Source organism: Chryseobacterium sp. R2A-55 (assembly GCF_021401085.1).
GTDB lineage: Bacteria > Bacteroidota > Bacteroidia > Flavobacteriales > Weeksellaceae > Kaistella.
Genome location: NZ_JACBFP010000004.1, coordinates 102218 through 127395, shown reverse-complemented (window position 1 = coordinate 127395; position 25178 = coordinate 102218). Strand labels below are relative to the sequence as shown.

The following is a 25178-nucleotide window of genomic DNA, read 5'->3' as shown; positions in this document are numbered from 1 at the left end:
AATCAGTTCCAATTGGGAACTGATTTTTTTTGCATTGATCAACGCGAAAAACTATCTCCTTCGTCGTTCAAGTTCTTTCCCGATCAAACCCAGCTCCCGACCTGTTTGTCCAGCAACAGAAGTGTTTTCCTGGGCTCTTCTGGTCAGATATGGAACAACATCTTTCACCGGTCCATAAGGAAGATATTTTGATGCATTGTATTTTTTTTCGCCGAGATAGTAGGTAATATTGTCGCTCATTCCATACAACTGCCCGAAATAGATTTGAGGGTGGTCATTTTCCAGACCTCTTTCACTCATTTTGTCCATCAAAAGTTCGGTGGATCGTTCATTATGCGTTCCAAAATAGCCGGAAACGCGATCTAGATTATTCAAAACAAAATCAATTGCCGCATTATAATTATCGTCGGTTGCCTCCTTTGTTGGCTGTATTGGGTCGGGATAATTCATGGCTGCTGCACGTTCGCGCTCTTTTTCCATATAGGCTCCGCGCACAAACTTATATCCCAGGAAATAGCCTTTTTCCTGAGCACGTTTCAGGTCTTCTTCCAGATATTCAATTCTTCCGGTTCTATACATTTGAAGCGTGTTCCACACGATCGCTCTTTCCTTGTTGTATTTCTCCATCATCGAGTTCACCAAATCGTCAACGGTATCCTGCATTTGGGTTTCTTCGGCATCGATCATCAACACCACATTTTTTTCGTGGGCAAGTTTACAGACCTCGTCATATCTTCTCTTAATATTTTCCCATTCCTGTTTTTCACTGGAAGTCAATTCCTTGCCGCTTTGAACTGCGGTGTATAGATCCAACTTCCCGAAACCGGTTGGCTTGAAAACCACAAAAGGAATCGCCGGATTTCCTTCTGCAAACTTGATATTCTGCTTGATTTCCTCGCAAGTCTGATCAAATGTTTGTTCCTCTTCCTTACCTTCAATAGCATAATCAAAAATACTTCCGATGTGGTGCTTGAACAGTTTTTTCACCACTTCCATGCTTTTTTCCCGGGTTTCACCCCCCACGAACTGTTCGAACAAAGTCTGCCGCACAATTCCCTGCACGAAAGGGAAATTATTCTTTACCGTGAAGTTCAGCATTCCAATTCCTAAATTGGTGACAGCCGGATTTTCGATGGCCTTAAACATCCAGTACGCCTTTTTCAGCTGACCTGTAGTTTTGTCCTGAAAAGCGATTTGAGTATCGTTGAATATTGACATGGTATGGAAAAATTATAATCTCACAAATTTAATGATACTGATTGACGTGATGAAACTATATTAAAGTTTAATTTTGTGATAAATTTCAGTAAATGATCAGCTACCTAGACCAAGATTTTTCGCAACTCAATAATTTCCTCCAGGTTCTAAAACCATCGAAACTCCTCATCCTGGTTGATGAAAACACGCATGAATACTGCCTTCCAACGCTTCTGGGAAATCTGGAAACCAAAATCCCTTTTGAAATCATTGAAATTGAAGCCGGGGAAGAATTGAAAACCATTGAAACGGCAACCCAGCTTTGGGAAATCCTTTCAGAATTTGAAACCGATAGGAAATCCCTCCTGATCAATCTTGGCGGCGGAGTAATCACTGATTTAGGCGGTTTTGTGGGATCTACCTATAAAAGAGGAATCAGGTTTATCAATATTCCCACTACGCTTTTAGGAATGTGCGACGCCTCTATCGGCGGAAAAACCGGAATCGACCATCAGTTTTTAAAGAATATTGTCGGGACCTTTGCCGAACCGGAAATGATTTTCGTTTACCCGGAATTTTTGAAAACCCTGACTTTTGAAGAATTACGGAGCGGATTCGCCGAAATGTTGAAACATGGATTAATCGCTGACGAAAAACACTGGAAAGATTTGATTGCTATTGAACATTTAACGCCAGAAAATATTGCTCCATACATTGAAACATCCATGAATATTAAATTGAATGTTGTTGAAAAAGATTTCAGGGAACAGAACATCAGAAAAACATTGAATTTCGGGCATACTTTCGGACATGCTTTTGAAAGTTATTTTCTGGAAAAAGGCAACCCAATTCTCCATGGCGAAGCAGTGGCAATGGGAATGATCTGTGAAACGCAGCTTTCATACCTGGAAAACCTGATCTCTGCAGAAATGGCGGAATACATCATTACCCAAATCAAAAAATTCTATCCCCTTCAGAACATCGATAATTCCACCAAAGACCAATTAATTTCATTAATGATGAATGACAAGAAAAATTCTGACGGAAAAATTAACTTTTCCCTGCTTACCAAAATTGGCGAATGTAATTTCGATCATGCTGTCCCTGAACAACATCTAATTTCCACATTACATTTTTTTCAAAATTTATACTAAATTTTAATTTCTAACGTTTGATGATTTTTTTATGTTTTTGACTTATTTTTGAGTCGAAAGGCATATGACTTTTTCGCTAACCGGCAAAAATAAGCTGATAATTCACAGCAATCTACCTGGATGAAAATTTTTAAATAATTCTCATTTATGCATTTTTTTTCAAATGTATTATATTGATTATGAATATTTTCAATAAATTAATCCCTTAAACAACTGTTTAGTTCTTTTCCAAAGTTCTATTTTTTGGCACAACATTTGTCTAACTCTTCCCGTAAAACAAATTTAAAATTGCAGAAACTTAAGACCATTTTAGTGGATGTATTTGAACATCAATTTTCATTTCAGCCTTAAAATAAAATTATGGAATCTGCAAAAATAATTAGAAAAAATTAAAATTTAGAATTATGAAAAAGTTATTTTTAAGTGCAGCGATCGCACTGAGCTCATTGGCAATTGCACAAACATTTGGGATTAAAGCAGGTATGAACGTGTCCTCATTGTCAAAAGATGCATCAATGGATGATGCGAAATCTAAAATCGGATTTAATGGTGGCTTATTCATGAATGCACCTATTGCCGAAAACTTCAGCATTCAGCCTGAATTGATCTATACTCAGTATGGCAATAAAGCGACCACCACAAATAGCTATACCACCGGTACCAGTTCTGTGGTAGAAAAAACAACCGGCTCCACCAATTTAGACTACATAGCGCTTCCTGTCATGTTCCAATATAATGCGACTCCGCAGTTTTATTTGGAAGCAGGTCCGGAATTTGGTCTGTTGATGAGCGGCAAAGTAAAAGGAGACAGAACTGTGACTACCACAACCGGAGCAACTACTACCACTTCCACTTCTGCAGTTTCCACAGATATCAAAGACAATCTGAATAGCTTTAACTTTGGGGTTGGATTGGGAGCAGGATATTATTTCACTCCTAATCTGGGATTGACCGCAAGATACGTAGCTGGATTGACCGATATAGCGAAAGACAGACCAAGCGGAAGTGATGCAATTAAAAACAATGTGTTCCAGGTTGGTTTGGCCTACAAATTCAAATAAAAAAACACTTATTCAACTAAATCAAAAGGTTGGGAAAAATTCCCAACCTTTCTTATTTGAATATTTCCTCATCATCTCCTTTCGGAACGGGATATTTCTCGGTAAAACATCCAAAACAGTGATTGCTGCTTCCCAGGATTGTGATTAAGTTTTCCATACTCAGAAATTCCAAAGAATCTACGCCGAGATATTCTCTAAGTTCCTCAACACTCATGTTTGCAGAAATCAGATCATCTTTGGAAGGCGTGTCTATTCCAAGATAACATGGAGCGATAATCGGCGGCGAAACACTTCGGAAGTGGATTTCTTTCACTCCAGCCATTCTCAGGATTTTCACCAATCGTTTTGAAGTGGTTCCGCGAACGATAGAGTCGTCAATGATGACCACTCTTTTTCCTTTAATTTCGGAAATAATCGGATTCAGTTTCAAATTCACGATTCGTTCGCGCATATCCTGTGTCGGCACGATGAAGCTTCTTCCCACATATCTGTTTTTAATCAAAACTGGCCTAAAAGGAATCCCGGATGCGATCGAAAAACCAATCGCCGCAGGAACACCGGAATCCGGAACACCAATCACGATATCCGCTTCCACCGGCGCCTGTTCCCAGATTTTCATTCCGGACTTTTCACGGACTTCATGCACATTGATTCCCTCCAAAGTGGAATCGGGTCTCGCAAAGTAAATATATTCGAAAGCGCAAATATTTCTCTGGCAGTCCTCGCGAACCATGAAGCTTTGCAGTCCAGGTTCGTTTTCATTGGTATAAACGATTTCACCCGGTAAAATATCTCGAACATATTGTGCACCTACCGCGTCTAAAGCGACCGTTTCCGAGGCAGCTACGAAAGTCTTCTCATCAATCGCACCCAAAACCAGCGGACGAATCCCATGAAAATCCCTGAAGGCAAAAAACTTGTTCCTTGTCATTCCCACTACGGAATAAGCTCCTTCTATTTTTTCCATGGTCGCCTTGATTGCTCCTCTTAAACCCAAATCCAAATTCTTTTGAATCAGTCTTAAAATCACTTCAGAATCCGAAGTCGCCTTAAAAACGACACCTTCGGCTTCAAGTTCCGCCTTGAGACATTTCGCATTGGTCAGATTTCCGTTATGTGCGATGGAGAGTATGATTTGGTCATATTCGTTCTTTGCGAAAAACGGTTGGAAGTTGTACTTTTTCTTGTCGCCCGCCGTGGTGTAACGGGTATGTCCGATTGCAGAATTTCCCATGAAGGTTTCCGGTTCACGGATATCTTTGTAAAAGTCCAGCACCAAACCTTCATCTTTCAGGTTAAAGATCCGCCCCTGGTTCATCACCGAAATTCCGCATGCTTCCTGACCACGGTGCTGCAGCGCAAAAAGCCCAAACTGCGACAGTGAAAAAGTATCCAAATCATTTTCAGAATACAATCCAAAAATTCCACATTCCTCGGAAGGTGCATCAAAGGGATCATCTGATTTCAGCAGGTTTCTACCATAAGTTCTGGATTTGAACTGGTCTAAATAATCTTGTTTTTGTTTTTGTAAATCTTTCATTTTCTTCACCCAATTCGATTTATCTGGGTGTTTTTAAATTTATTTGTCCAATATTTTTTTTAAACGTTCATAGATTTCCACGTATGCTTCGGTCACTTCACCCAAATCACGTCTGAATCTGTCTTTGTCTAATTTTTTCATCGTATCCTTGTCCCAAAGCCGGCAAGTATCGGGTGAAATTTCATCAGCCAAAATAATTTTTCCGGTTGAAGTCTTTCCCAATTCTATTTTGAAATCTACCAATATGATGTTCATTTTATCAAAAAGTTCAATCAAGAGCTCATTGATATCGGCAGTGAGTTCATACATTTCATCCAGTTCCTCATAAGTTGCCGCACCCAGGAAAACCGCGTGATGATCATTGATGAGCGGATCTCCCAATTCATCCTTTTTATAACAAAGGTCAAAAATGGTCACCGGCGATTTGATTCCTTCTTCCACGCCTAATCTTTTTGCCATGCTTCCGGCTGCATAATTTCTTACCACCATTTCAAGCGGAATAATTTTTACTTTTTTGACCAGCTGTTCCCTTTCGTCGAGTTTTTTGATAAAGTGAGTCGGGATTCCATTTTCCGCCAGATATTCAAAAATTAAGGTGGTGATTGCATTGTTCATTTCGCCTTTTAAGTCAAAACTTCCTTTTTTTTGAGCATTGAAGGCAGTTGCATCGTCTTTGAAACGCACGATAACTTCTTCGGGATTATCGGTTTCAAAAATTTGTTTTGCTTTTCCCTCGTAAAGCATTTTACCTTTTGTCATTTTTTGCTTTTTATTATTTTTTACTTTTTAAATTTGCACCAAAATTCCCACCAGAACAGCGATTCCAAAGCTCAGCAATGTCCCGATCAAAACGTATTCAGTGAGTTTTCTCTGTTTCGCCTCGGCCAAATCGCTGAACCTAAAAACCGATTTCGCGGCGATCATGAAACCTACTCCTTCCCAATGATTGACGATGATGAAGACGAAAACAAGAAGCCTTTCTAAAATTCCAATATATTTTCCGGCATTAACCAATGATTCTGTCTGAATCTTGCTGTGATCCACAGTTATTGGAGTCCAAATTGAAATAAGTGTTTTGATGATAATTGAACTTGGAATCGTGAGAAAAATGACCGCCGTAATGAGTTTCAGGTTTTCATTGTTGAAGAAATCTTCCCATTTGAAATAGGGAAAATAAAATACTGACAATATGACGATGACCAATATATGCAACAGTTGATCAACAAAAAACCAGGTTCGTTTGGTTTTTGGAGTTTGATACTGCAGTTTGGCGATATCTATTAAATAATGGGTGATCCCAATGATTAAAGCGATCCACCAAAGTTGGATATTCCACAAAACAACCAAAACCAGTGCGATATGGATTAAAATATGAAAGTAGAGAAATTTGCTTTTCCCTTTTTTCAGCTCTTTGTTGGCGACCCAAGAATTCGGCTGGAAAATGAAATCCCCGAGTAAATGTGCCAATATGAGTGCTATGAAAATCATTTCAGTTCTGCTATTTTTTTTCTGAAATATTGATCGGTTTCTAAAATCAAATCTAAATTCGCCCTCTTAATTCTTTGACTAACTGATGATTGTGTAATTCCAAACATCTTCGCGATTTCTTCCTGACTGATTTTTGGATTTTTCAGGATCATTAATGCGATCTCTGCGGAAACTACTGTCCAGTTGTCCGCAGTCAAAAGCAACCATTTGAGAATCAAATTAAAACCACGGTCAAAATCACCGTATTGTGATTGGATAGCAAGGTTTATTTTGCTTTCTTTAATCCGCTCCAAATTCCGACCGGAATTGACAAATGCAGTTCCGCTTGACTGCGAAATTTGATCAGTTTTGAATTCCTGTGTTCCCAAACCAATGGACAAACGCACATCCAAACCTTTAATGGTTTTTATTTTTGCCTTGATCTGAAGCGCTTTTAATAAAGCGTTTTCAGCTTTTGGAACTAAGATTTGGAATTCATCACCACGATAAATTTCCCATACTTTTGGGTTCTTCTTTCCTAAAACATCTTTCAATGCATTAAACCAAACTTCTGGTTGAATGCTTTGCGAATTGATGATGTCACCTGTTATTACCGATTTCATTTTTCAAATATAAGCAAATTTACTTATATCAATCAATTATTAGCGATTTTGCTTATATTTTAATTTATTAGCGATTTTGCTTATATTTCTGTGTGCAAGCGAAATTGCCGATCCAAACCGAAAAGACCCGGTTCTTTACCTAAAATACTCTACCCCGTTTTTGAAAATATTATGGTAATTGGCATTCGGAATATTCTTCAGCAAACCTGCTGCAAATCTTTCGGTATGCCCCATTCTTCCGTAAATTTTTCCTGATTTTGAAGTAATTCCCTCAATTCCGAAAAGTGAATTATTCGGGTTAAATGGCATTCCATGGGCAACTTTCCCCTCAAAATCAATGTATTGCGTTGCGATCTGCCCGTTCTCATACAACTCCCTGATTACCTCTTCAGAAGCCATAAATCTCCCCTCTCCATGGGAAATGGGAATGGTGAAAACCCGATCCTTTGTCCCATTCAACCACGGTGAATCGTCATTCACCACTTTCACATCCACCATTTGGGAAATATGCCGTCCAATTGCATTATGTGCCAAAGTCGGCGAATTTTCATTCGAATCCCGGATTTCCCCATAAGGTAGAAGTCCAGATTTCACGAGTGCCTGAAAACCGTTGCAAATCCCAAGAATCAATCCATCTCTTTCCAGGAATCGATGCACCGCATCTTTCATTTTTTCATTTTTCAGCACATTCACAATGAATTTTGCGGAACCGTCCGGTTCGTCACCCGCAGAAAAACCGCCGGAAAAAACCAGAATTTGCGACCGGTTAATCTCCGAAATCCACGCATCCAAACTTTCGTTCAATAACTGATGATTGAGATTGATTAGAGGCAAACTCGAAACATCTGCACCTTCTTTTCGGAAAGCGTTCTGGGTTTCGTACTCGCAATTGGTACCCGGAAAAACCGGCGCAAAAACTTTTGGTTTTGCAATCCCGTGTTTTATGATTTCAATCTTGCGAGGCGTTATGGAATTGGATTCTTCATCGATTTCCACAATAATTCTATCGCTTTCTTTCGTACGGAAAAGTTCTTCAAACGTTCCCGTCCATACCTGAAGTAAATTTTGAATATCAAATACTAAACTATTTATTTTAAGCTGTTTACTACCTTTAACTTCACCAATTGGTTGAAGAAGTTCAAAATCTAAATTCTCCACTGTTTCCACGATCAGACTTCCAATACCTTTATTTAAAAGCAGATTCTCCTCCAGTGAAATTTCAGCCCCTAAATGATTGCCGAAACTCATTTTCGCCAAAGCAACCGCAGCTCCACCTTCCTTAATCGTTTTTACGGAAACAATTTTCCCAGACTTGATATTTTCATGAACAAAATCAAAAATCGATTTCAATTCTGCATAATTCGGCAAACCGTTTTTCTGAGGCACATGTTTGTACCAATACAATCTGTTTCCCGCTTTCTTGAATTCCGGTGAAACGACATTCTTCTTTTCCCCGTTTGCACAGGCAAAAGAAATCAAAGTAGGCGGAACATTCAAGTCCTGATAAGTCCCGCTCATCGAATCTTTTCCACCAATTGCGGCCAGTTCGAAATTCATCTGCGCATCATACGCTCCCAAAAGCGATGCGAGTGGTTTCCCCCATTTTTCGGGATTAGTGCCCAATTTTTCAAAATATTCCTGAAAACTTAAGCGGATGTTTTTATAGTTCCCGCCCATCGCTACAATCTTGGCAACACTTTCTACCACAGCATTTGCAGCTCCAATCATGGAGTTTTGTGAAGAAAGATCCGCATCAAAACCCCAACTTGCAAGTGAAACCGTTTCGATATTTTCAGCATTCAAAACCGGTAAAGTCTGCGCGCTTCCCTCCATTTCGGTCAACTGGTATTTTCCGCCAAACGGCATTGCAACGGTGGTGGCTCCAACTGATGCGTCAAACATTTCGGTCAGACCTTTTTTCGAGGCCACATTTTTTTCTGAAAGTGCTTTTAAGAAACGTTCTTCATTAAAGCATATATCTTGATTTTCAATCGTTTGCAAATGCGAGATGGTTGCATCCTGTTTTTTTGCGCAACCATTTGTATCAAGGAATTCACGACTCAGATCCACAATTTTGTTTCCCTGCCAAAACATCTGCATCCTTCCGGAATCGGTTACTTTAGCCACTTCCACCGCTTTGATATTTTCATTTTCACAAAAGCTGATGAATTTTTCTTTGTCTTTTGCCTCAATCACCACCGCCATTCTTTCCTGGGATTCTGAAATGGCAAGCTCCGTTCCGTTCAATCCTTCGTATTTTAAAGGAAGTATATCAAGGTTAATTTCTAATGAGTCGGCGATTTCGCCGATTGCCACGGAAACTCCACCCGCCCCGAAATCGTTGGATTTCTTGATTAAAGTAGTCACTTCCGGATTTCTGAACAACCGTTGGATTTTTCTTTCTTCCACTGCATTTCCTTTCTGAACTTCAGTAGAGAGCGTGTGAATCGAGGTTTCGTCCTGCTCTTTTGAGCTTCCTGTCGCACCTCCCACACCGTCTCTTCCGGTTGCACCGCCGAGTAAAATCACAAGGTCGCCATTTGCTGGTTTTTCCCTTCGCACCCAATCTTTTTTCACGGCACCCACCACGAAACCAACCTCCATTCTTTTGGCTTTATAACCATCATGGTAGATTTCATTGACCAAAGTCGTCGCCAAACCAATCTGGTTTCCATAAGAGGAATAGCCGTTTGCCGCCTGTTTCGTGATGGTTCTTTGTGGAAGTTTTCCCGGAAAAGTTTTAGAAATCGGTTCCAAAACGTTCGCAGCTCCTGAAAGCCGCATTGCCTGATAAACGAAAGCGCGTCCCGAAAGGGGATCCCGAATCGCACCTCCCAAACAGGTGGAAGCGCCACCGAATGGTTCGATTTCTGTAGGGTGATTGTGGGTTTCATTCTTAAAGAGCAAATACCAAGGTTCTTTTTTACCGTCAAATTCGGCTTCAATTTCTATCGTGCATGCATTGATCTCATCAGAAACAACCAGGTTTTCCAGTTTTCCGGTTTTGTGGAAATATCTGGAACAAACCGTGGCCAAATCCATTAGAGAAATAGGTTTCGATTCGCGACCGAGGAATTTTCTTTTCTCCAGATAATCGTTGAAAATTGCATGCAAAGTGTGTTTGAAATCACCTTCAAACTTAATATCGGTTAACTCTGTTTCAAAAGTGGTATGTCGGCAATGATCGCTCCAATAAGTGTCTAGAACTTTGAGTTCGGTTTCGGTGGGATCTCTTTCCTCAGATTTGAAGTAATTCTGGATAAATGCCAAATCATCCAATCCAAAAGCGAAACCGTTGTTCTTATAAAATTCCTCCAATTCGGTTTTTCCGAAATCTTTAAAACCTTTATGAACAATCACTTTATCAGGAATTGCTTCCGCCGGAATCTCTAATTTCGTCAGATCTTTTTCCTGGGATTCCACTTTATTAATGAGGTGGTTTTTGATTTTTTCCAAATCATTTTCAGTAATCCCAAAAAGTTCGATCAGTTTTCCACTTCGCACTTTTGAGTTTTCATTTCCGGTCAGCAATGCAATGCACTGTTCAGCGGAATCTGCTCTTTGATCGTATTGACCTGGAAGAAATTCGGTGGCGAAATAAAATTTTTTCGCGGGATTTTCGGAATGAACGATATCTGTCACCCGATCTACAAAAGTGTTGAAAATGATTCGGCTCAGATCAAGTTCATCCACCCCAAAAATATCGTAAATATTATAGATTTTAACATTTTGGATTTCGGGGACGATCTCCTTTAGCTCATTATAAACCTTTGGACTTTCTACATCGAAAATTCCTTTTTTTTCTACGAAAATTCTTTTTTCAGACATTATATTTGATGTCGGTGCTTTGCACCTTTTTTATTTTTCTGTTTTATTCAAAGGGTTTCACCCTTTGCTTTTAATGGTGCCACCTCGTGGCTATACTCCTTTGAAACTTTGTCAAAGATTACATATTTAACAAAGTAAAAATGCAGACAAAACCGCCTGCATCCATCTACACTTTTAAATCTGCCTCCAAACCAATTAGGTCCGAATATTTGTTCAGAAGGGGCTGAACTTCATTCTCGATAAACTCCTGGGTCTGGACCGGTGCAAAACCGATAAAGTTTTTCGGATCCAGCACTTCCATGATTTTGGATTTATCCATTTTCAGGGAATGGTCGTTCATAATCCTCTCAATCAAATCATTTTCTTTGCCTTCGATTTTCACTTTTTTGCTCGCCTCCATCGAGTGAACGCGGATGGTTTCGTGGATTTCCTGCCTGTCTCCTCCCGCTTTTACTTCCTCCATGATGATGTATTCGGTCGCCATAAACGGAAGCTCATCCATAATATGTTTGTGGATTCGGTTTTCGTAAACCACGATTCCATTCATGATATTATTCCAGATCAAGAGCATTGCATCCACCGCCAAAAAAGCTTGCGGAATCGTCAATCGCTTGTTGGCGGAATCGTCCAGAGTTCTTTCAAACCACTGTGTTGAAGCCACCATTGCGGAACTTGTGGAAAGCGATATCACGAATTTGGCAAGTGCGCCGATTCTCTCAGAACGCATCGGATTCCTTTTATAAGCCATCGCAGAAGAGCCAATCTGGTTTTTCTCGAAAGGTTCCTCGATTTCCTTCAAATTCTGCAACAAACGTAAATCATTCGTGAATTTATGGGCTGATTGCGAGATATTCGACAATAATGCAACGACTTTCGCATCAATCTTTCGGTCATAAGTCTGGCCGGAAACCGCGAAAACTTTTTCAAAGCCGAAACGTTTTGAAAGTTCCTTATCCAAATGTTTTACTTTGGAATAATCACCATTGAAAAGTTCCAGAAAACTTGCCGCAGTTCCGGTAGTTCCTTTTACGCCGCGGAATCTTAAGGTTTCCAGAAAAAATTCCAGTTCCTCAAAATCGAGGATCAGAGACTGAAGCCACAAAGTCGCACGTTTACCGACCGTAGTTAACTGCGCCGGTTGATAATGCGTAAAACCGAGCGTAGGCAAATCTTTATATTTAAGGGCAAAATCCGAGAGACTTTTGATGACGTTCACCAGCTGTTTTCTGATGAGCAAAAGTCCGTCGCGGATTTGAATCAAGTCGGTATTGTCTCCCACAAATGCTGAAGTTGCTCCCAGGTGAATGATACCTTTAGCCAAAGGCGCAGCGTCGCCATACGTGTGCACATGCGCCATCACATCATGGCGGAATTTTTTTTCATACTCCGCCGCTTTTGCAAAGTCAATGTTTTCAGCGTGTTCTTTCAGTTGGGAAATCTGCTTGTCGGAAATCTCCAGACCTAAATCTTTTTCGATTTCTGCAAGTGCAATCCATAGTTTCCGCCAATTCTTGAACTTGTTCGAGGGCGAGAAATTATAGAGCATTTCCTCACTTGAATACCTTTCTTCAAGCGGGTTTTTGTAAGAATCCATTCTTTCTTTTTACTTTTTTAGAAGCCCAAAAATACGATTTTTTAACCTTAAATTAAAACTGAATTCACAAAATTAACAGAACCTTAATTTCAGCTCCTGCCTTTGAAATTCTTCATGGTATCATAAATCCCAAAAACATTCCGCATCACCCAGTCAAATGCCGGAAGTGGCAGTGTTCCCTGTGAAAATCTAATGAACCAGTACGGAAGCGGCATGGCCAACATTTTTCGGTTGGATTCGATGGCTTTCATGATTTTTTCGGAAGTTTTTTCGGGATCGAGAATTGGCAAGAGTCTGGATTTCACCCCATCAAACATTCCCGTATTGATATAAAACGGCATGATGGTGGTGAAGCATATGTTTTTCTGCAGCTGTTCCATTTCCAGTCGCAAACTGTCGCTCCAACCAACAACTGCCCATTTTGAAGCAGCATAAACCGACATTTTCGGATTAGAAATCAGACCCGCAGAAGACGCGATATTGCATACCGCACCCGAATTTTCGGCCATCATTTCAGGAAGAAATTCCAAAGTGATGTGCATTGCTGCATTGGCATTAATCTGCATGCTTTTTTGGATTTGCTCGTGCGTGTGCTCATGGAAAAATTTTCCGACCACGATTCCGGCGTTATTGATCAGGACATCTACTTTACCAATATCTGTACGGACTTTTTGAGCATTGGTGCGGATTTCATCAACATTCGAAATATCTACTTTAAATATAAATATTTTGCCACCCAGTTCGCAAAACTCATCTTGTATTTTTTGAGCACCTATTTCGTCAATATCCCAAACAATCAGCGTTTTGCACCCTCTTTGCAGGGCTTTTTTCGCCATGATCTTTCCGATTCCGGAAGCACCGCCGGTAACGAGTACTGTTTTTCCTTTAAAATTCATTATAGAAAATTTGTAAATTATTTCAAGTAACTTTGTGGTAGAGTCAGTTGGAAATCCTGTTCGGCAAAGCCAAACGGCATCCATTAATCTAAATCTTAAAAGTAATGAATTTTCAGGAAATTTTGTCCGCGCAGAGAGAATTTTTCGATTCCCAAAAAACCAAGAACGTTAATTTCAGAAAACGGCAGCTGCACATGTTGAAAGAAGTACTGGTGAAGAACGAAGACCTTTTATACGATGCGATTTATGACGATTTCGGAAAATCACGATTCGACACCTTTAGCACCGAAATTTCTTTCATTCTTAATGATATCGACTATTATTTGAAAAATCTGAATGCGCTAACCAAACCGAAACGGGTTTCTACCAATCTGGCAAATATGCCAGGTTCGAGTAAAATTTATTCTGAACCATTAGGAAATTCATTGGTCATTGGTGCGTGGAATTATCCCTATCAACTTTCACTTTCACCCGTGGTTGCAGCGATTGCAGCTGGAAACACTTGCATTTTGAAACCAAGTGAAGTGGCAGAAAATAGCATGAAGGCCATAGCGAAAATCATCAACGAAAATTTCCCGAAAGAATATCTGTTCGTGGCAGAAGGCGGAGTGGAAGAAATTACAGAGATCCTGAAACTCAAATTTGATAAGATTTTTTTTACCGGAAGTCCGAAAGTGGGAAAAATAGTGTACGAAGCCGCGGCAAAAAATCTCACTCCAGTCACGTTGGAACTGGGTGGAAAAAGCCCGGTAATTGTGACTTCGAGTGCCAATCTGCAGGTAACAGCAAAAAGGATTGTTTGGGGAAAATTTCTAAATGCCGGACAAACCTGCGTGGCGCCGGATTATATTTTGGTGGATGAAAAAATCAAGGATTCACTGATTGATCTGTTAAAATTTAACATTAACAAATTCAATTATCTTCCTAACTGCGAACATTATACAAGAATAATTAATGATAGAAATTTTAACAGACTGATAAACATGATCAACCCCGAAAAGGTGTTTTTTGGCGGAAAACACGATGCTGAAAAACGATTTATTGAACCAACCATTTTGCATGATGTCAATTGGAGCGATTCGGTGATGGAGGAAGAGATTTTTGGGCCGATTCTGCCGGTACTTACCTTTCAGAATTTCAATGAAGCACTCCAAATGGTGGCAGATCATGAAAAACCCCTTGCTGCGTATTTATTTAGTGGAAATAGTGAGGAGAAAAAACATTTCACAGAGAAAATTTCATTTGGTGGCGGCTGTATCAATGACGTGGTGATGCATTTGAGCAATGATCGCCTTCCTTTTGGCGGCGTAGGAAATTCGGGAATTGGAAATTACCACGGAAAGGCGGGGTTCGATGCATTTTCTCATCAAAAATCCGTGCTTTCGCGTGTAAATTGGGGAGAACCTGACTTTAAATATCCACCGTATTCTGAAAAGAAATTGAGCTGGATCAAGAGAATTCTTTGATGAAAAAAGCTGAAAAAGTTCTGTTCAAATCAGTGTACTTTTTACCAGAAAAGAAAAAACACAAACTCTAAAACCTTGAACAAAAGCATATTAATTTATAAAATTCACCATATTTAAAAGCAAATATTTTTACCGCTCATGCTTTAAAATTTGAGGTTCCCGATTCAGAATCTAAACAAAAAAAAAACGTGGAAAATCTCCACGTTTTAAATTATCCTTTCGGTAGCCATTCGTTGAAAAAAGCCTTAACCTTCTGTAAGCTATATCCTTTATCTTCCTCTAAAACAGCACTGTCTTGGGTATGGATTTGTTTGCCATTTTTATCTAAAACAATGAAAACCGGATATCCAAATTTGTCTCCTGGATTTCCGTATTTTGCGAACGTTTTTGGATTTTTATTTTTTGGCGAATAATTGAGGTGGTAATAAAGGTAATTTTCATCAACGATTTCCTTTAATTCCGGTGTTGTCTGAACAAAATTATTAAACCTCAAACACCAAATACACCAATTTCCTCCTGCTTGAAGGATGATATTTTTGTTTTCTTTTTGTGCTTGTTTTACCAGTTCTGCAATTCTTTTCTCAGCATCTTCCTTCTCATTATAGGGTTTTGGAAGTTTTGCCTTCTCATCTGCCGCAGCTTTTTTCTTGGCTTCAGCCATTGCGGTACTGTCTGCTTCTACCATTGATGACTTATCGTTATCCACTTTTACAGATTCCTGTTTCTGTGAACACGCTAATCCACTGACCAGAAGGCATGATAATGCGATCAATTTTATAGTATGGGTTCTCATTCGGATTAAAAATTAATTAAAAACTTTGCAAAATAACAAAATTCGAGCCAATCATAAATTTAATAATGCCTAAATTTGTTGGCAGTTTATGAATATACTTTTCCGCATCGCAATTATTTTTTCCCGCCTCCCATTAAAAATTCTGTATTTGTTTTCGGATCTGATTTTTTTTGTGCTGTATCATGGGGTTGGTTACCGGAAAAAGGTTGTTCTTGAAAACCTGAAGAATTCATTCCCGAGAAAATCTGATGACCAAATTAAAAGAATTCGAAGGGATTTTTATAAAAACTTTGCAGACTATCTGGTGGAAACCTTCAAGTCATTCACCATTTCTTCCGCGGAATTGCGGGTTCGGGTGCAACATGTTAACCAGCATCTTTTTCAGGAGGCAAAAAATGAGAAAAAGAATGTGATTTTGCTTACAGGCCATGTCTTCAACTGGGAATGGTTCACTGCCTTAGCCAAAATCATACCTCAGGAAAATTCTTTTCCGGTTTATCGAAAAGTACAGAACAGTTTCTGGGAAGAAAAAATTAAGGGAATCCGGAACCGGTTCGGCAACCAATCACTGGAGGCACGGGAAGTGATCCGCCATATTTTTCGTAATCCAAATGACGGGAACTCTGTCTATATGTTTGTTGCTGACCAGACTCCCCACTACTCTGAAGTGACTTATGGGCTTAAATTTCTTAACCAAAAAACTCCAGCGTTCGTGGGTTACGACAAACTTGCAACACGAATGGATCTTGCCTTTATTTATTGTGATATGAAAAAGGTAAAGCGCGGTTACTATCAGGTAAATTATTATCGGATTTATCCTGAGGATGAAAGTTTTCACGAGTATGAAGTAGTGAACAAATTCCATAAACTTCTGGAAAACACCATCGATAAAAGACCCGATAATTACTTGTGGTCTCACCGAAGATGGAAATATCAGAGTTCGATTAAAATAATGAACGGAAATCATGAATAGTGATCCATCTGAAATGAACAGCGGAAAATTGGCAGTGGTCATTCTGAACTGGAACGGGAAAAATTGGCTGGAGAAATTTCTCCCCACCGTGATTCGTTATTCGCCAAAGGCAGATATTTACGTTATTGACAATGCTTCCACCGATGATTCTGTGCAATATATTAATGCTCATTTTCCTTCTGTCAAAGTGATCTTGAATGAGCAGAATTTCGGTTTTGCAAAAGGTTATAATGAAGGTCTGAAACACATCGAAGCACCCATCTACTGCCTGCTGAATTCCGATGTTGAAGTCACTGAAAATTGGACCGAACCAGTTCTGAAGATATTCAAAAGTTCTGAAGATATTGCTGCTGTGCAACCAAAGATATTGGATTTCAACCGACGGAACTATTTTGAATTCGCGGGAGCCGGCGGAGGTTTGATTGACCAATTAGGCTATCCTTATTGCAGAGGAAGGATTTTTGAGAAAATTGAAGAGGATAATGGTCAATATGATGATGAAACAGAAATTTTCTGGGCATCCGGAGCATGCCTATTTATCCGTTCAACAGATTTTTGGGAGCAAAATGGTTTTGATGAGCGGTTTTTTGCACATCAAGAGGAGATCGATTTGTGTTGGCGTTTAAAAAATTGCGGAAAGAAAATTTTTTACACTGGGAAATCGCGGGTTTATCACATAGGAGGAGGAACTTTATCGAAACAAAATCCAGAGAAAACTTATTTGAATTTTCGCAATAACCTTTCGATGATGCTGAAAAACCTTCCTTTTCCTGATCTGATTTGGCTCATTTTCATGAGGCTTTCTTTAGACGGAATTGCGGGAATTTATTTTGGCTTAAAAAATGGTTTTCCTCATTTGTGGGCGATAGTTCGGGCACATTTTGGTTTTTATGCCCAAGTTCCGGAAACTATAAAACGGCGGAAAAAACTTCAAAAAACTGATTATTTCCAATCGAAATGGCTCGTCTTTCGGCATTTTCTTTAAGAATATTGCAAAAAAAATTTTCGTTCATCAGTGGATTCAATAAATAATCTCTATTTTTATACTGAAAATGAAAATAGATCTCTACACCTTTTTTGCAATTGTACTTTGTATTACCCTTTTTATTGGGCTTTTTATTTATTTTTTTCAAGATAAGTTTTTCTTCCAGGCCGAAAAGCTACCGCCAGATTTCAAATTTGCATATGACCATCTAAAAGCTGAGGAAGTCATTGTGGAGCCAGAACCCGGCGCAAAAATCAACTACCTTCACTTTTTGGTGGATGAACCGAAAGGCGTGGTAATTTATTTAAAGGGAAACACGAAAAGCATCAAAGGATGGGGAAAATTTGCCATTGATTTTACCAGACTAGGATATGACGTAATCATGATGGACTACCGCGGATTCGGAAAAAGCACCGGAAAAAGAACGGTGGATGCGATGAAGCGCGACTCTCAGTTTATCTATGACCTCGCGAAAAAGCAGTTTTCCGAGGAAAGAATTGTGGTTTATGGCAGGTCGCTTGGTTCAGGGTTTGCGGCAAGACTCGCAGCGAAGAACAATCCAAGACTTTTGATCCTTACTTCTCCGCTTTATTCTCTTCTTCGGACGATACACCGCTTTCTTCCTTTTATGCCTGCAAAACCATTCTTACGATATAATATTCCGACATTTCATTACCTGAAAAACGTCCGCTGTCCGATCAGGATAATTCATGGAAGCGATGACAGGTTGGTTCCTCTTTCCACGGCGGTTGACTTATCCGAAATCAATCCTGACCTGACCAGACTTTATGTGATTTTGAAAGCCGGACATATCAATGTGCATCAGTTTGAAGAATATCACCGGGTGATGGAGGAGATTTTCCAGGAAAGGAAAGCACGCTTCGATCCTGAAACAACCAGTATTGGTTATTCGCACCGCAAATAATTCGCAAAATTTCTCCGCTCAATTAGACCGGTTAAGGGAATATGGTATCTTTCAAAACATATCTCGTTGTATTAATTGATTGATTGGAATGGGAACGATCCGAATTTTACCAGTGCAACTGCCTATGATTTAGGTACAATCACCAACAATGCCAATGGAGCTCCTAGCTTGAGTCCGGTTGCAATCACAGTTCCTGCAGGTCAACCAGCTGGTTCTTACAGAATGAGGATCCGTGCGGTTTTTGGATCCACTACTGTACCTGTTCCATGCGGAAACCAAAACTGGAGTGAAGCTGAAGATTACACCATCGTGGTTGGAACCATGGGAGTAACTGACAACCAATCGAACCAAGCTGTTCAAATTTATCCTAATCCAACATCTGATGTGCTAAACGTAAAAGGATTTAATCCGAAAAACGTTCAAGTGTTTGACATCAGCGGTAAGAGAATTGATGTGAAAATTGATGGAAACGTCATCAATACCAGTAAACTTCAAACCGGCGCTTATGTAATTCAAATGACAGACGCAAATGGAAACGTGGTTTCCAGAAGATTTAGCAAAAATTAGAAGCAGGAAACTTTTTAATCCTTGACATGCGGCTTTGTGCCGCATGTTTTTTTTTGCCAAATTTCTCAATTCTTCCGTAAATTTGCCAAATGTCCGAACTCATCAAATATTTTCAAGAAAAAGTGGTCTTTTTGCCTAAAGTTTTGGCAAGTGAACACCAGTTTGATTTCCGAGAAAACTTTGAAGAACATCTCCTCGAAACTCCTTTCGGCGGTAAAATCAACATCCTTCATTTCAAAATCAAAAAGCCGAAAGGGGTAATCCTTTATTTCCACGGCAATGCGGATAATCTTGGCCGCTGGGGAAAAATAGCAATGGAATTCACCAAATTTGACTATGATGTTTTGGTAATGGATTATCGAGGTTATGGTAAAAGTTCAGGACCCCGAAATGAAAAATTTCTTTATTCAGACGCCCAGTCTTTTTATGATTTTGCGAAAGAGAATTATGACGAGAAGAACATTGTGGTTTATGGCAGAAGTTTGGGTGGTGCTTTCGCCACGAAGATAGCAGGCGAAAACCAACCGAAAATGGCAATCTTGGAAGCTACATTTTTCAACTTGCAGGATATAGCGAGCCGATGGTTACCTGTGAAGGTGACTGACAAAGTTTCGCCCAAAATGTACTACCACTTTCTTTCGAATGAACATATTTTGAAGGTGAAAGTTCCTCTATTTCAATTTCATGGAACTAAGGATTTAATGGTTCCGATAAAGTCCGCGAAAAAACTTTTCGAGACTTTTGAAAATACACATCCGAAAATCGATAAAAAATTCATCGAGATAAAAGGCGGAACCCATGATGATTTGATTCACCATAAGGAATTCCGTGAAGAATTAAGAAAAATTCTAAAATAATTTTAAAAACAAATCCGAACCCTACAACTCCATTGACTCATTATGCTCCATTTTTGCGCCATCGACTTTGAAACTGCTACCCACGAAAGAAACTCCGCCTGTGAAATGGGAATTTGTCTGGTGGAAAATGGTGAAATTGTGGAAACAAAAACCTGGCTGATCAAACCCCCAAGTTTTCCCTATTTTCATCCGAGAAATATTGATGTGCATGGAATTACCCCGGAAGATGTTCAAAATGCGCCAACTTTTGAAGACATTTGGCACGAAGCCGAAAATATGATATATGGCAATCTGATGATCGCACACAATGCCGCTTTTGATGCTGGCGTTTTGCGTGGTTGTCTTGATTATTATGGATTTTTCAAACCGAAAATCAATTATCTCTGCTCGATTTCATTGGCAAAAAAAGCATGGAAAACATTACCAAGATATGGATTGAAAAGTTTGGCGGAACAACACCACATCTCCTTCAACCATCACCGAGCAGGAGCAGATGCTGAAGTCTGCGCCCAAATTTCACTTCTGGCTTTCCAGAATTTGATGGTCACCTCAAATGACGAAATCCAAGAAGTGATGAAGAAAAGCTTGAAGCTGCTTTAGCAAAAAAACAGATCTCGAAAAATCTGTTTTTTTATCTTAATTACTCAAAACTTCCGCCACCAAATTGAACTTCGGAATTTCAACCCCGATTTCTTCGTTGTTCAAAAGGTTTCTGCAGTAATACACGCCATGCATGCTTCCCACACCTGATCGGAGAATGACGTTTGAAAAATACCGGAAACTCTCACCTGGTTTTATTTCTGGGGTAAGACCAATGACCCCATCTCCAGAAACTTCAGTATATCCAAAGCCCACATCGTAGATCAGCCATTTTCTCTTCATCAGCTGAATGGGCACTTCACCCATATTTTCAATAATAATGTGGTACCTGAAAACGAAACGGTTTTCTGAAGGAAAACTATTCTTCATGTCATATTCCGGATTTACCGAAACCTTGATGTCAAAAGTAGTTGTAGAGAACATGATATTGTGCTTTATGTATTCTATACAAAAATCCCGCCTTTTTTGACGGGATTTTGAATATTTTCAGAATCTTTACCTATTTTATTTAAAGTTCCAAAGCTTTTCTTTCGTCGCCGCCCATTAAGACTTCAACAGGATTGTCAATTCCCTCTTTCACCGCAACCAAGAATCCCACAGATTCTCTGCCGTCAATAATTCTGTGGTCATAAGACATGGCCACATACATCATCGGACGGATTTCCACCTGTCCATTTACAGCAACCGGTCTTTGAATAATGTTGTGCATTCCCAAAATCGCAGATTGTGGCGGATTGATAATCGGAGTAGAAAGCATGGAGCCGAAAACTCCACCATTGGTTATGGTAAAAGTTCCACCCGTCATTTCATCTACCGTAATTTTTCCGTCTCTTACTCTTTCTGCCAATTCTTTGATGCTGGCTTCAACACCTCTGAATGACATGGTTTCGGCATTTCTCAAAACGGGAACCATTAAGCCTTTCGGACCGGAAACCGCAATTGAAATATCGCAGAAGTCGTAATTAATCTTGAAATCTCCATCAATAGACGCATTCACATCCGGATACATTTGCAGTGCTCTGGTAACTGCCTTTGTAAAGAAGGACATGAAACCTAATCCAACGCCGTGTTTTGCCGAGAATTCGTCTTTATATTGTTTTCTGATTCTAAAGATTTCAGACATATCCACTTCGTTAAAAGTGGTCAACATCGCAGTTTCATTTTTCACGGAAACCAATCTTGTTGCCAATTTTCTTCTTAGAACTGAAAGCTTTGTGGTGGTAGAAGCTCTTGAACCGCTGATTGCAGAAACGGAACCCATTGCAGGAACAGCTGCTGTTTCTGCATCCTGTTTCGTTATTCTTCCGTCTTTTCCAGAACCTAAAACCTGTTCAGGTGTAATTCCTTTTTCATCCAAAATTTTCTTCGCTGCAGGTGAAGGAGTTCCCGCGGCATAAGAAGCAGGTTTTGCTGTTTCTTTCTTGGCTTCCTGCACTACTTCAGGTTTCTCCTCAATCTTCTGTTCTGCTTTCGGAGTTTGTGCAGCAGGAGCAGTGGCACCATCCGGTTTGGAAGCAGCGGTATCAATCAGGCAAACAACCTGTCCCACCTGCACCACTTCACCTTCTTCTGCCTTCAAAGTGATGACTCCGCTTTCTTCAGCCGGCAGTTCCAGGGTGGCTTTGTCGGAATCAACTTCGGCGATAGGTTGGTCTTTTTCCACATAATCGCCGTCTTTAACTAGCCATTGTGCGATTTCAACTTCTGTGATGGATTCTCCCGGTGATGGGACTTTCATTTCTAGTATGGACATCGTGAATATTTTTGTTTATGATTTAATATTTAAGCTGCAATTACGCGGTAACCGGTCTTTTCGCTGGTGCATCGTCCCGATCAAAAACCTTATTAATAATCGCGTTTTGATTCTTTTCAAACATTTTGTGACTTCCCGGAGCAGGACTTCCACTTGGAACCGGTGCAATCACCTGGATATCGGTATTTCGCAAATTTCTCAAAATATAGCTCCATGCGCCCATATTTTCAGGTTCTTCCTGAACCCAAATCAAAGATTTTTTGCTGGAATATTTGGCAAAGATTTCTTCAATCTTGTCCATGGCAAGGGGATAAAGCTGCTCAATTCTTACCAAAGCAATCGTATCACAACTGAGTTCTTCTTTCTTAGCCAATAATTCGTAATAGATTTTACCGGAGCAGAGCACTAGTTTTTCCACTTTTTCCGGTATTGCGGTTGGATCATCCAAAATCGGTTGAAAGTGACCATTGGCAAAGTCTTCTAAAGGTGAAACCACTTTTGGATGCCGAAGCAAAGATTTTGGGGTCATCACCACTAAAGGCTTTCTGAAATTCCATTTCATCTGTCTTCTTAATAAATGGAAATAATTGGCAGGAGTTGTTGCATTGGCAACCGTCATATTTTCGTTTGCACAAAGTGTCAAAAATCTCTCCAAACGGGCTGAAGAGTGTTCTGCACCCTGTCCTTCAGAACCGTGTGGAAGCAGCATCACCAAACCATTCTGGATTTTCCATTTTTCTTCGGCAGCAACCAAATATTGATCCACGATGATTTGCGCACCGTTTGTAAAGTCACCAAACTGCGCCTCCCAAACTGTCAGTGTATTTGGCGACGCCATTGCATAACCGTAATCAAATCCGAGTACTCCGTACTCTGAAAGATGTGAATTATAAATATCAAAACGGCTTTCAGAAACATGTCTTAATGGCACGTATTCTTCTTCAGTATCCTCAGTTTTCACTACAGCATGACGGTGAGAGAAAGTTCCCCGTTCCACGTCTTCACCGGAGATTCTCACGTTGTTTCCTTCCGTAAGCAAAGTAGCATACGCTAACCATTCACCGAGAGCCCAGTCCAGTGAATTGGAATCAATCGCCTTTAATCTGGCTTCATAAAGTCTGGTAATTTTACTGATGAATTTTTTATCTTTTGGTAAAGTTGACATTTTGATGGCCAAGTCTTTCAAATCATTAACCTTAAAGCCAGTATTTACCGATTTCAGCATCTCGCCTTTGGCATAGCTCGGATAGTCTTTCCAATCATCTGCCATAAAGACATCCATCGTGTTTTTCTCGATTTCCTTCGCGGCATCAAAATCTGCGTCAAGCAAAGTTTTAAATTTCGCTTCCATTTCCTTCATTTTTTCGTCGGAAACGATGCCTTCCTTAATCAGGACTTCTTTGTAGATTTCTCTTGGATTAGGATGTTTAGAAATCAGTTTATAGAGATTGGGTTGGGTGAATCTTGGTTCGTCACCTTCATTGTGACCATATTTCCTGTATCCCAATAAATCAATATACACATCTTTTCCGAAAGTCGCCCGGAAATCCGCAGCAAACCGAATAGCATGCACTACAGCTTCCACATCATCCGCATTCACATGCATCACAGGAGATTCCGTAACTTTTGCAATATCTGTACAATAGATGGACGATCTGGCGTCCAGATAATTAGTGGTAAACGAAACCTGGTTATTCACCACAATATGCACTGTTCCACCAGTTTTGTATCCGTCCAAGGTCATCATTTGAGCCACTTCATATACAATTCCCTGACCTGCAATTGCTCCGTCACCATGGATGACAATTGGCAGCACCTTCTTGTAGTCTTTATATTTGTTGTCCACTTTTGCCCTACAAATTCCCTCCACCAAGGCCGCTACTGTTTCCAGATGGGATGGATTGGGAGTGAGATTGATGCAGACTTGCTCGCCGTTTTCTGTGGTGATTTTTTTGGAGGCACCCAAGTGATATTTCACGTCCCCTGAAAAAATATCCTCCGTGAATTCCTTTCCTTCGAATTCAGAAAATATTTCCTTATATGATTTGCCGAAAATATTGGTTAAGACATTCAATCTGCCTCGGTGAGCCATTCCTAAAACCACCTCATCAACTCCCAGTTGAGAAGATCTGGTGATCAGCTGGTCCAAAGCCGGAATCAAAGATTCGTTACCTTCCAGGGAAAATCTTTTTTGACCCACGAATTTGGTATGGAGATAATTCTCGAAAGCAACACCCTGATTGAGTTTACCAAGGATCTCTACTTTTTCGGCAGCGTTGAGTTTTGCTTTGTTCTCATTGACCTGCAACCATTTCCGGATATAGAGTTTTTCCTCCACATTGTTGATGTGCATATACTCTGTCCCGATGGAAGCGCAATAAATATTTTCCAGGCGGCTAATGATTTCTGCCAATGTAGCTGCACCACTCATTCCGATTTCGGTTGCAGAATTGAACTTTTTATTCAAATCTTCTTTGGTTAGCCCAAAATTTTCTATTGCTAAAGTGGGCTCATAATGTCTTCTGTCCCGCACCGGATTGGTTTTCGTGAAAAGATGGCCGCGCTGTCTATAACCTTCGATCAGGTTTAGAACATGGAATTCCTTTTGGATATCATTCGAAATTTGTCCCGTTGCGAGTTGTTGGTTGGCAAACTGCGTTACCTTCTGCGGTGCAGAAACAGTTTGGTTTTCCGGTATATCTTCGCCATAATTTTCCAGAGCAAAATCAAATCCCTGGAAAAATGCTTTCCAGGAAGGCTCTAAAGAATCAGGAAATTTTTGGTATTGTTGGTATAGGTCCTCAATCAGCTGTGAATGAGCGGCATTCAGAAATGAAAATTTGTCCATTTTTTACAGGTTAACTGTTGAATTTTATTTAAACCACAAATTTAGGGAAAA

Annotated in this window: 21 protein-coding genes; 9 read left to right on the top strand and 12 right to left on the bottom strand. The window is 39.9% G+C overall.

What is annotated here, in order from left to right:
* Positions 1–51: 51 nt before the first annotated feature.
* Positions 52–1218: a proline dehydrogenase family protein gene (locus tag L0951_RS06830; RefSeq protein WP_234110482.1), complete on the bottom strand. Its 1167-nt coding sequence runs from the start codon at positions 1216–1218 to the stop codon at positions 52–54.
* Positions 1219–1310: 92 nt separating this feature from the next.
* Here L0951_RS06830 and aroB point away from each other — a divergent pair, with 92 nt between their 5' ends.
* Positions 1311–2351, top strand: a complete 1041-nt coding sequence (gene aroB / locus L0951_RS06825; RefSeq protein WP_234110481.1) for a 3-dehydroquinate synthase — start codon at positions 1311–1313, stop codon at positions 2349–2351.
* 404 nt (positions 2352–2755) lie between these two features.
* Positions 2756–3412 (top strand): porin family protein, encoded by a 657-nt coding sequence (locus L0951_RS06820; RefSeq protein ID WP_234110480.1) that lies wholly within the window; start codon positions 2756–2758, stop codon positions 3410–3412.
* Between the two features lie 52 nt (positions 3413–3464).
* Here L0951_RS06820 and purF read toward each other — a convergent pair whose 3' ends face one another.
* The 7 genes from purF to L0951_RS06785 form a co-directional block, all read right to left on the bottom strand.
* Complete coding sequence (purF, locus tag L0951_RS06815; RefSeq protein ID WP_234110479.1) at positions 3465–4952, bottom strand: amidophosphoribosyltransferase; 1488 nt, start codon at positions 4950–4952, stop codon at positions 3465–3467.
* 39 nt (positions 4953–4991) lie between these two features.
* Positions 4992–5711: a phosphoribosylaminoimidazolesuccinocarboxamide synthase gene (gene purC / locus L0951_RS06810; RefSeq protein ID WP_234110478.1), complete on the bottom strand. Its 720-nt coding sequence runs from the start codon at positions 5709–5711 to the stop codon at positions 4992–4994.
* Between the two features lie 27 nt (positions 5712–5738).
* Positions 5739–6440: a DUF3307 domain-containing protein gene (locus L0951_RS06805; RefSeq protein WP_234110477.1), complete on the bottom strand. Its 702-nt coding sequence runs from the start codon at positions 6438–6440 to the stop codon at positions 5739–5741.
* Positions 6437–7042, bottom strand: a complete 606-nt coding sequence (locus tag L0951_RS06800) for a SatD family protein (protein ID WP_234110476.1) — start codon at positions 7040–7042, stop codon at positions 6437–6439. The genes L0951_RS06805 and L0951_RS06800 overlap by 4 nt, the downstream gene beginning before the upstream one ends.
* Before the next feature lie 135 nt (positions 7043–7177).
* Entirely contained in the window at positions 7178–10870 is a 3693-nt protein-coding gene (locus tag L0951_RS06795) for a phosphoribosylformylglycinamidine synthase (RefSeq protein WP_234110475.1), read from the bottom strand.
* A 166-nt stretch (positions 10871–11036) separates the two neighbouring features.
* Complete coding sequence (purB, locus tag L0951_RS06790) at positions 11037–12464, bottom strand: adenylosuccinate lyase (protein WP_234110474.1); 1428 nt, start codon at positions 12462–12464, stop codon at positions 11037–11039.
* An 89-nt stretch (positions 12465–12553) separates the two neighbouring features.
* Positions 12554–13360 (bottom strand): SDR family oxidoreductase, encoded by an 807-nt coding sequence (locus L0951_RS06785; protein ID WP_234110473.1) that lies wholly within the window; start codon positions 13358–13360, stop codon positions 12554–12556.
* Between the two features lie 104 nt (positions 13361–13464).
* Here L0951_RS06785 and L0951_RS06780 point away from each other — a divergent pair, with 104 nt between their 5' ends.
* Positions 13465–14826, top strand: coding sequence for an aldehyde dehydrogenase (locus L0951_RS06780; RefSeq protein WP_234110472.1), 1362 nt, complete (start codon positions 13465–13467; stop codon positions 14824–14826).
* Between the two features lie 211 nt (positions 14827–15037).
* Here the strand turns inward: L0951_RS06780 and L0951_RS06775 are convergent, their stop codons facing one another.
* Positions 15038–15625: a thioredoxin family protein gene (locus L0951_RS06775; RefSeq protein ID WP_410686171.1), complete on the bottom strand. Its 588-nt coding sequence runs from the start codon at positions 15623–15625 to the stop codon at positions 15038–15040.
* 82 nt (positions 15626–15707) lie between these two features.
* On the opposite strand from L0951_RS06775, the gene L0951_RS06770 reads away from it, so the two are divergent.
* The 6 genes from L0951_RS06770 (at position 15708) to L0951_RS06745 (ending at position 20526) form a co-directional block, all read left to right on the top strand.
* A complete protein-coding gene (locus tag L0951_RS06770) occupies positions 15708–16592 on the top strand; it encodes a lysophospholipid acyltransferase family protein (protein ID WP_234110471.1) in 885 nt (294 codons plus the stop codon).
* Entirely contained in the window at positions 16585–17577 is a 993-nt protein-coding gene (locus tag L0951_RS06765; RefSeq protein ID WP_234110470.1) for a glycosyltransferase family 2 protein, read from the top strand. The genes L0951_RS06770 and L0951_RS06765 overlap by 8 nt, the downstream gene beginning before the upstream one ends.
* A 67-nt stretch (positions 17578–17644) precedes the next feature.
* Positions 17645–18502: an alpha/beta hydrolase gene (locus L0951_RS06760; RefSeq protein ID WP_234110469.1), complete on the top strand. Its 858-nt coding sequence runs from the start codon at positions 17645–17647 to the stop codon at positions 18500–18502.
* Positions 18503–18577: 75 nt separating this feature from the next.
* On the top strand, positions 18578–19069 hold the full coding sequence (locus L0951_RS06755; RefSeq protein ID WP_234110468.1) for a GEVED domain-containing protein: 492 nt from the start codon (positions 18578–18580) through the stop codon (positions 19067–19069).
* 89 nt (positions 19070–19158) lie between these two features.
* Positions 19159–19926 carry an alpha/beta hydrolase gene (locus tag L0951_RS06750; RefSeq protein WP_234110467.1) on the top strand — a complete coding sequence of 256 codons (768 nt, stop codon included), beginning with the start codon at positions 19159–19161 and terminating at the stop codon, positions 19924–19926.
* Between the two features lie 42 nt (positions 19927–19968).
* Positions 19969–20526: a 3'-5' exonuclease gene (locus L0951_RS06745; protein WP_234110466.1), complete on the top strand. Its 558-nt coding sequence runs from the start codon at positions 19969–19971 to the stop codon at positions 20524–20526.
* A gap of 36 nt (positions 20527–20562) precedes the next feature.
* Here L0951_RS06745 and apaG read toward each other — a convergent pair whose 3' ends face one another.
* The 3 genes from apaG to L0951_RS06730 form a co-directional block, all read right to left on the bottom strand.
* Positions 20563–20949: a Co2+/Mg2+ efflux protein ApaG gene (gene apaG / locus L0951_RS06740; protein ID WP_234110465.1), complete on the bottom strand. Its 387-nt coding sequence runs from the start codon at positions 20947–20949 to the stop codon at positions 20563–20565.
* Between the two features lie 85 nt (positions 20950–21034).
* The gene (gene odhB, locus L0951_RS06735; RefSeq protein WP_234110464.1) at positions 21035–22279 is read right to left on the bottom strand and encodes a 2-oxoglutarate dehydrogenase complex dihydrolipoyllysine-residue succinyltransferase; all 1245 of its coding nucleotides are present in this window, start codon (positions 22277–22279) and stop codon (positions 21035–21037) included.
* 40 nt (positions 22280–22319) lie between these two features.
* Positions 22320–25127 carry a 2-oxoglutarate dehydrogenase E1 component gene (locus L0951_RS06730; RefSeq protein WP_234110463.1) on the bottom strand — a complete coding sequence of 936 codons (2808 nt, stop codon included), beginning with the start codon at positions 25125–25127 and terminating at the stop codon, positions 22320–22322.
* Positions 25128–25178 lie beyond the last annotated feature (51 nt).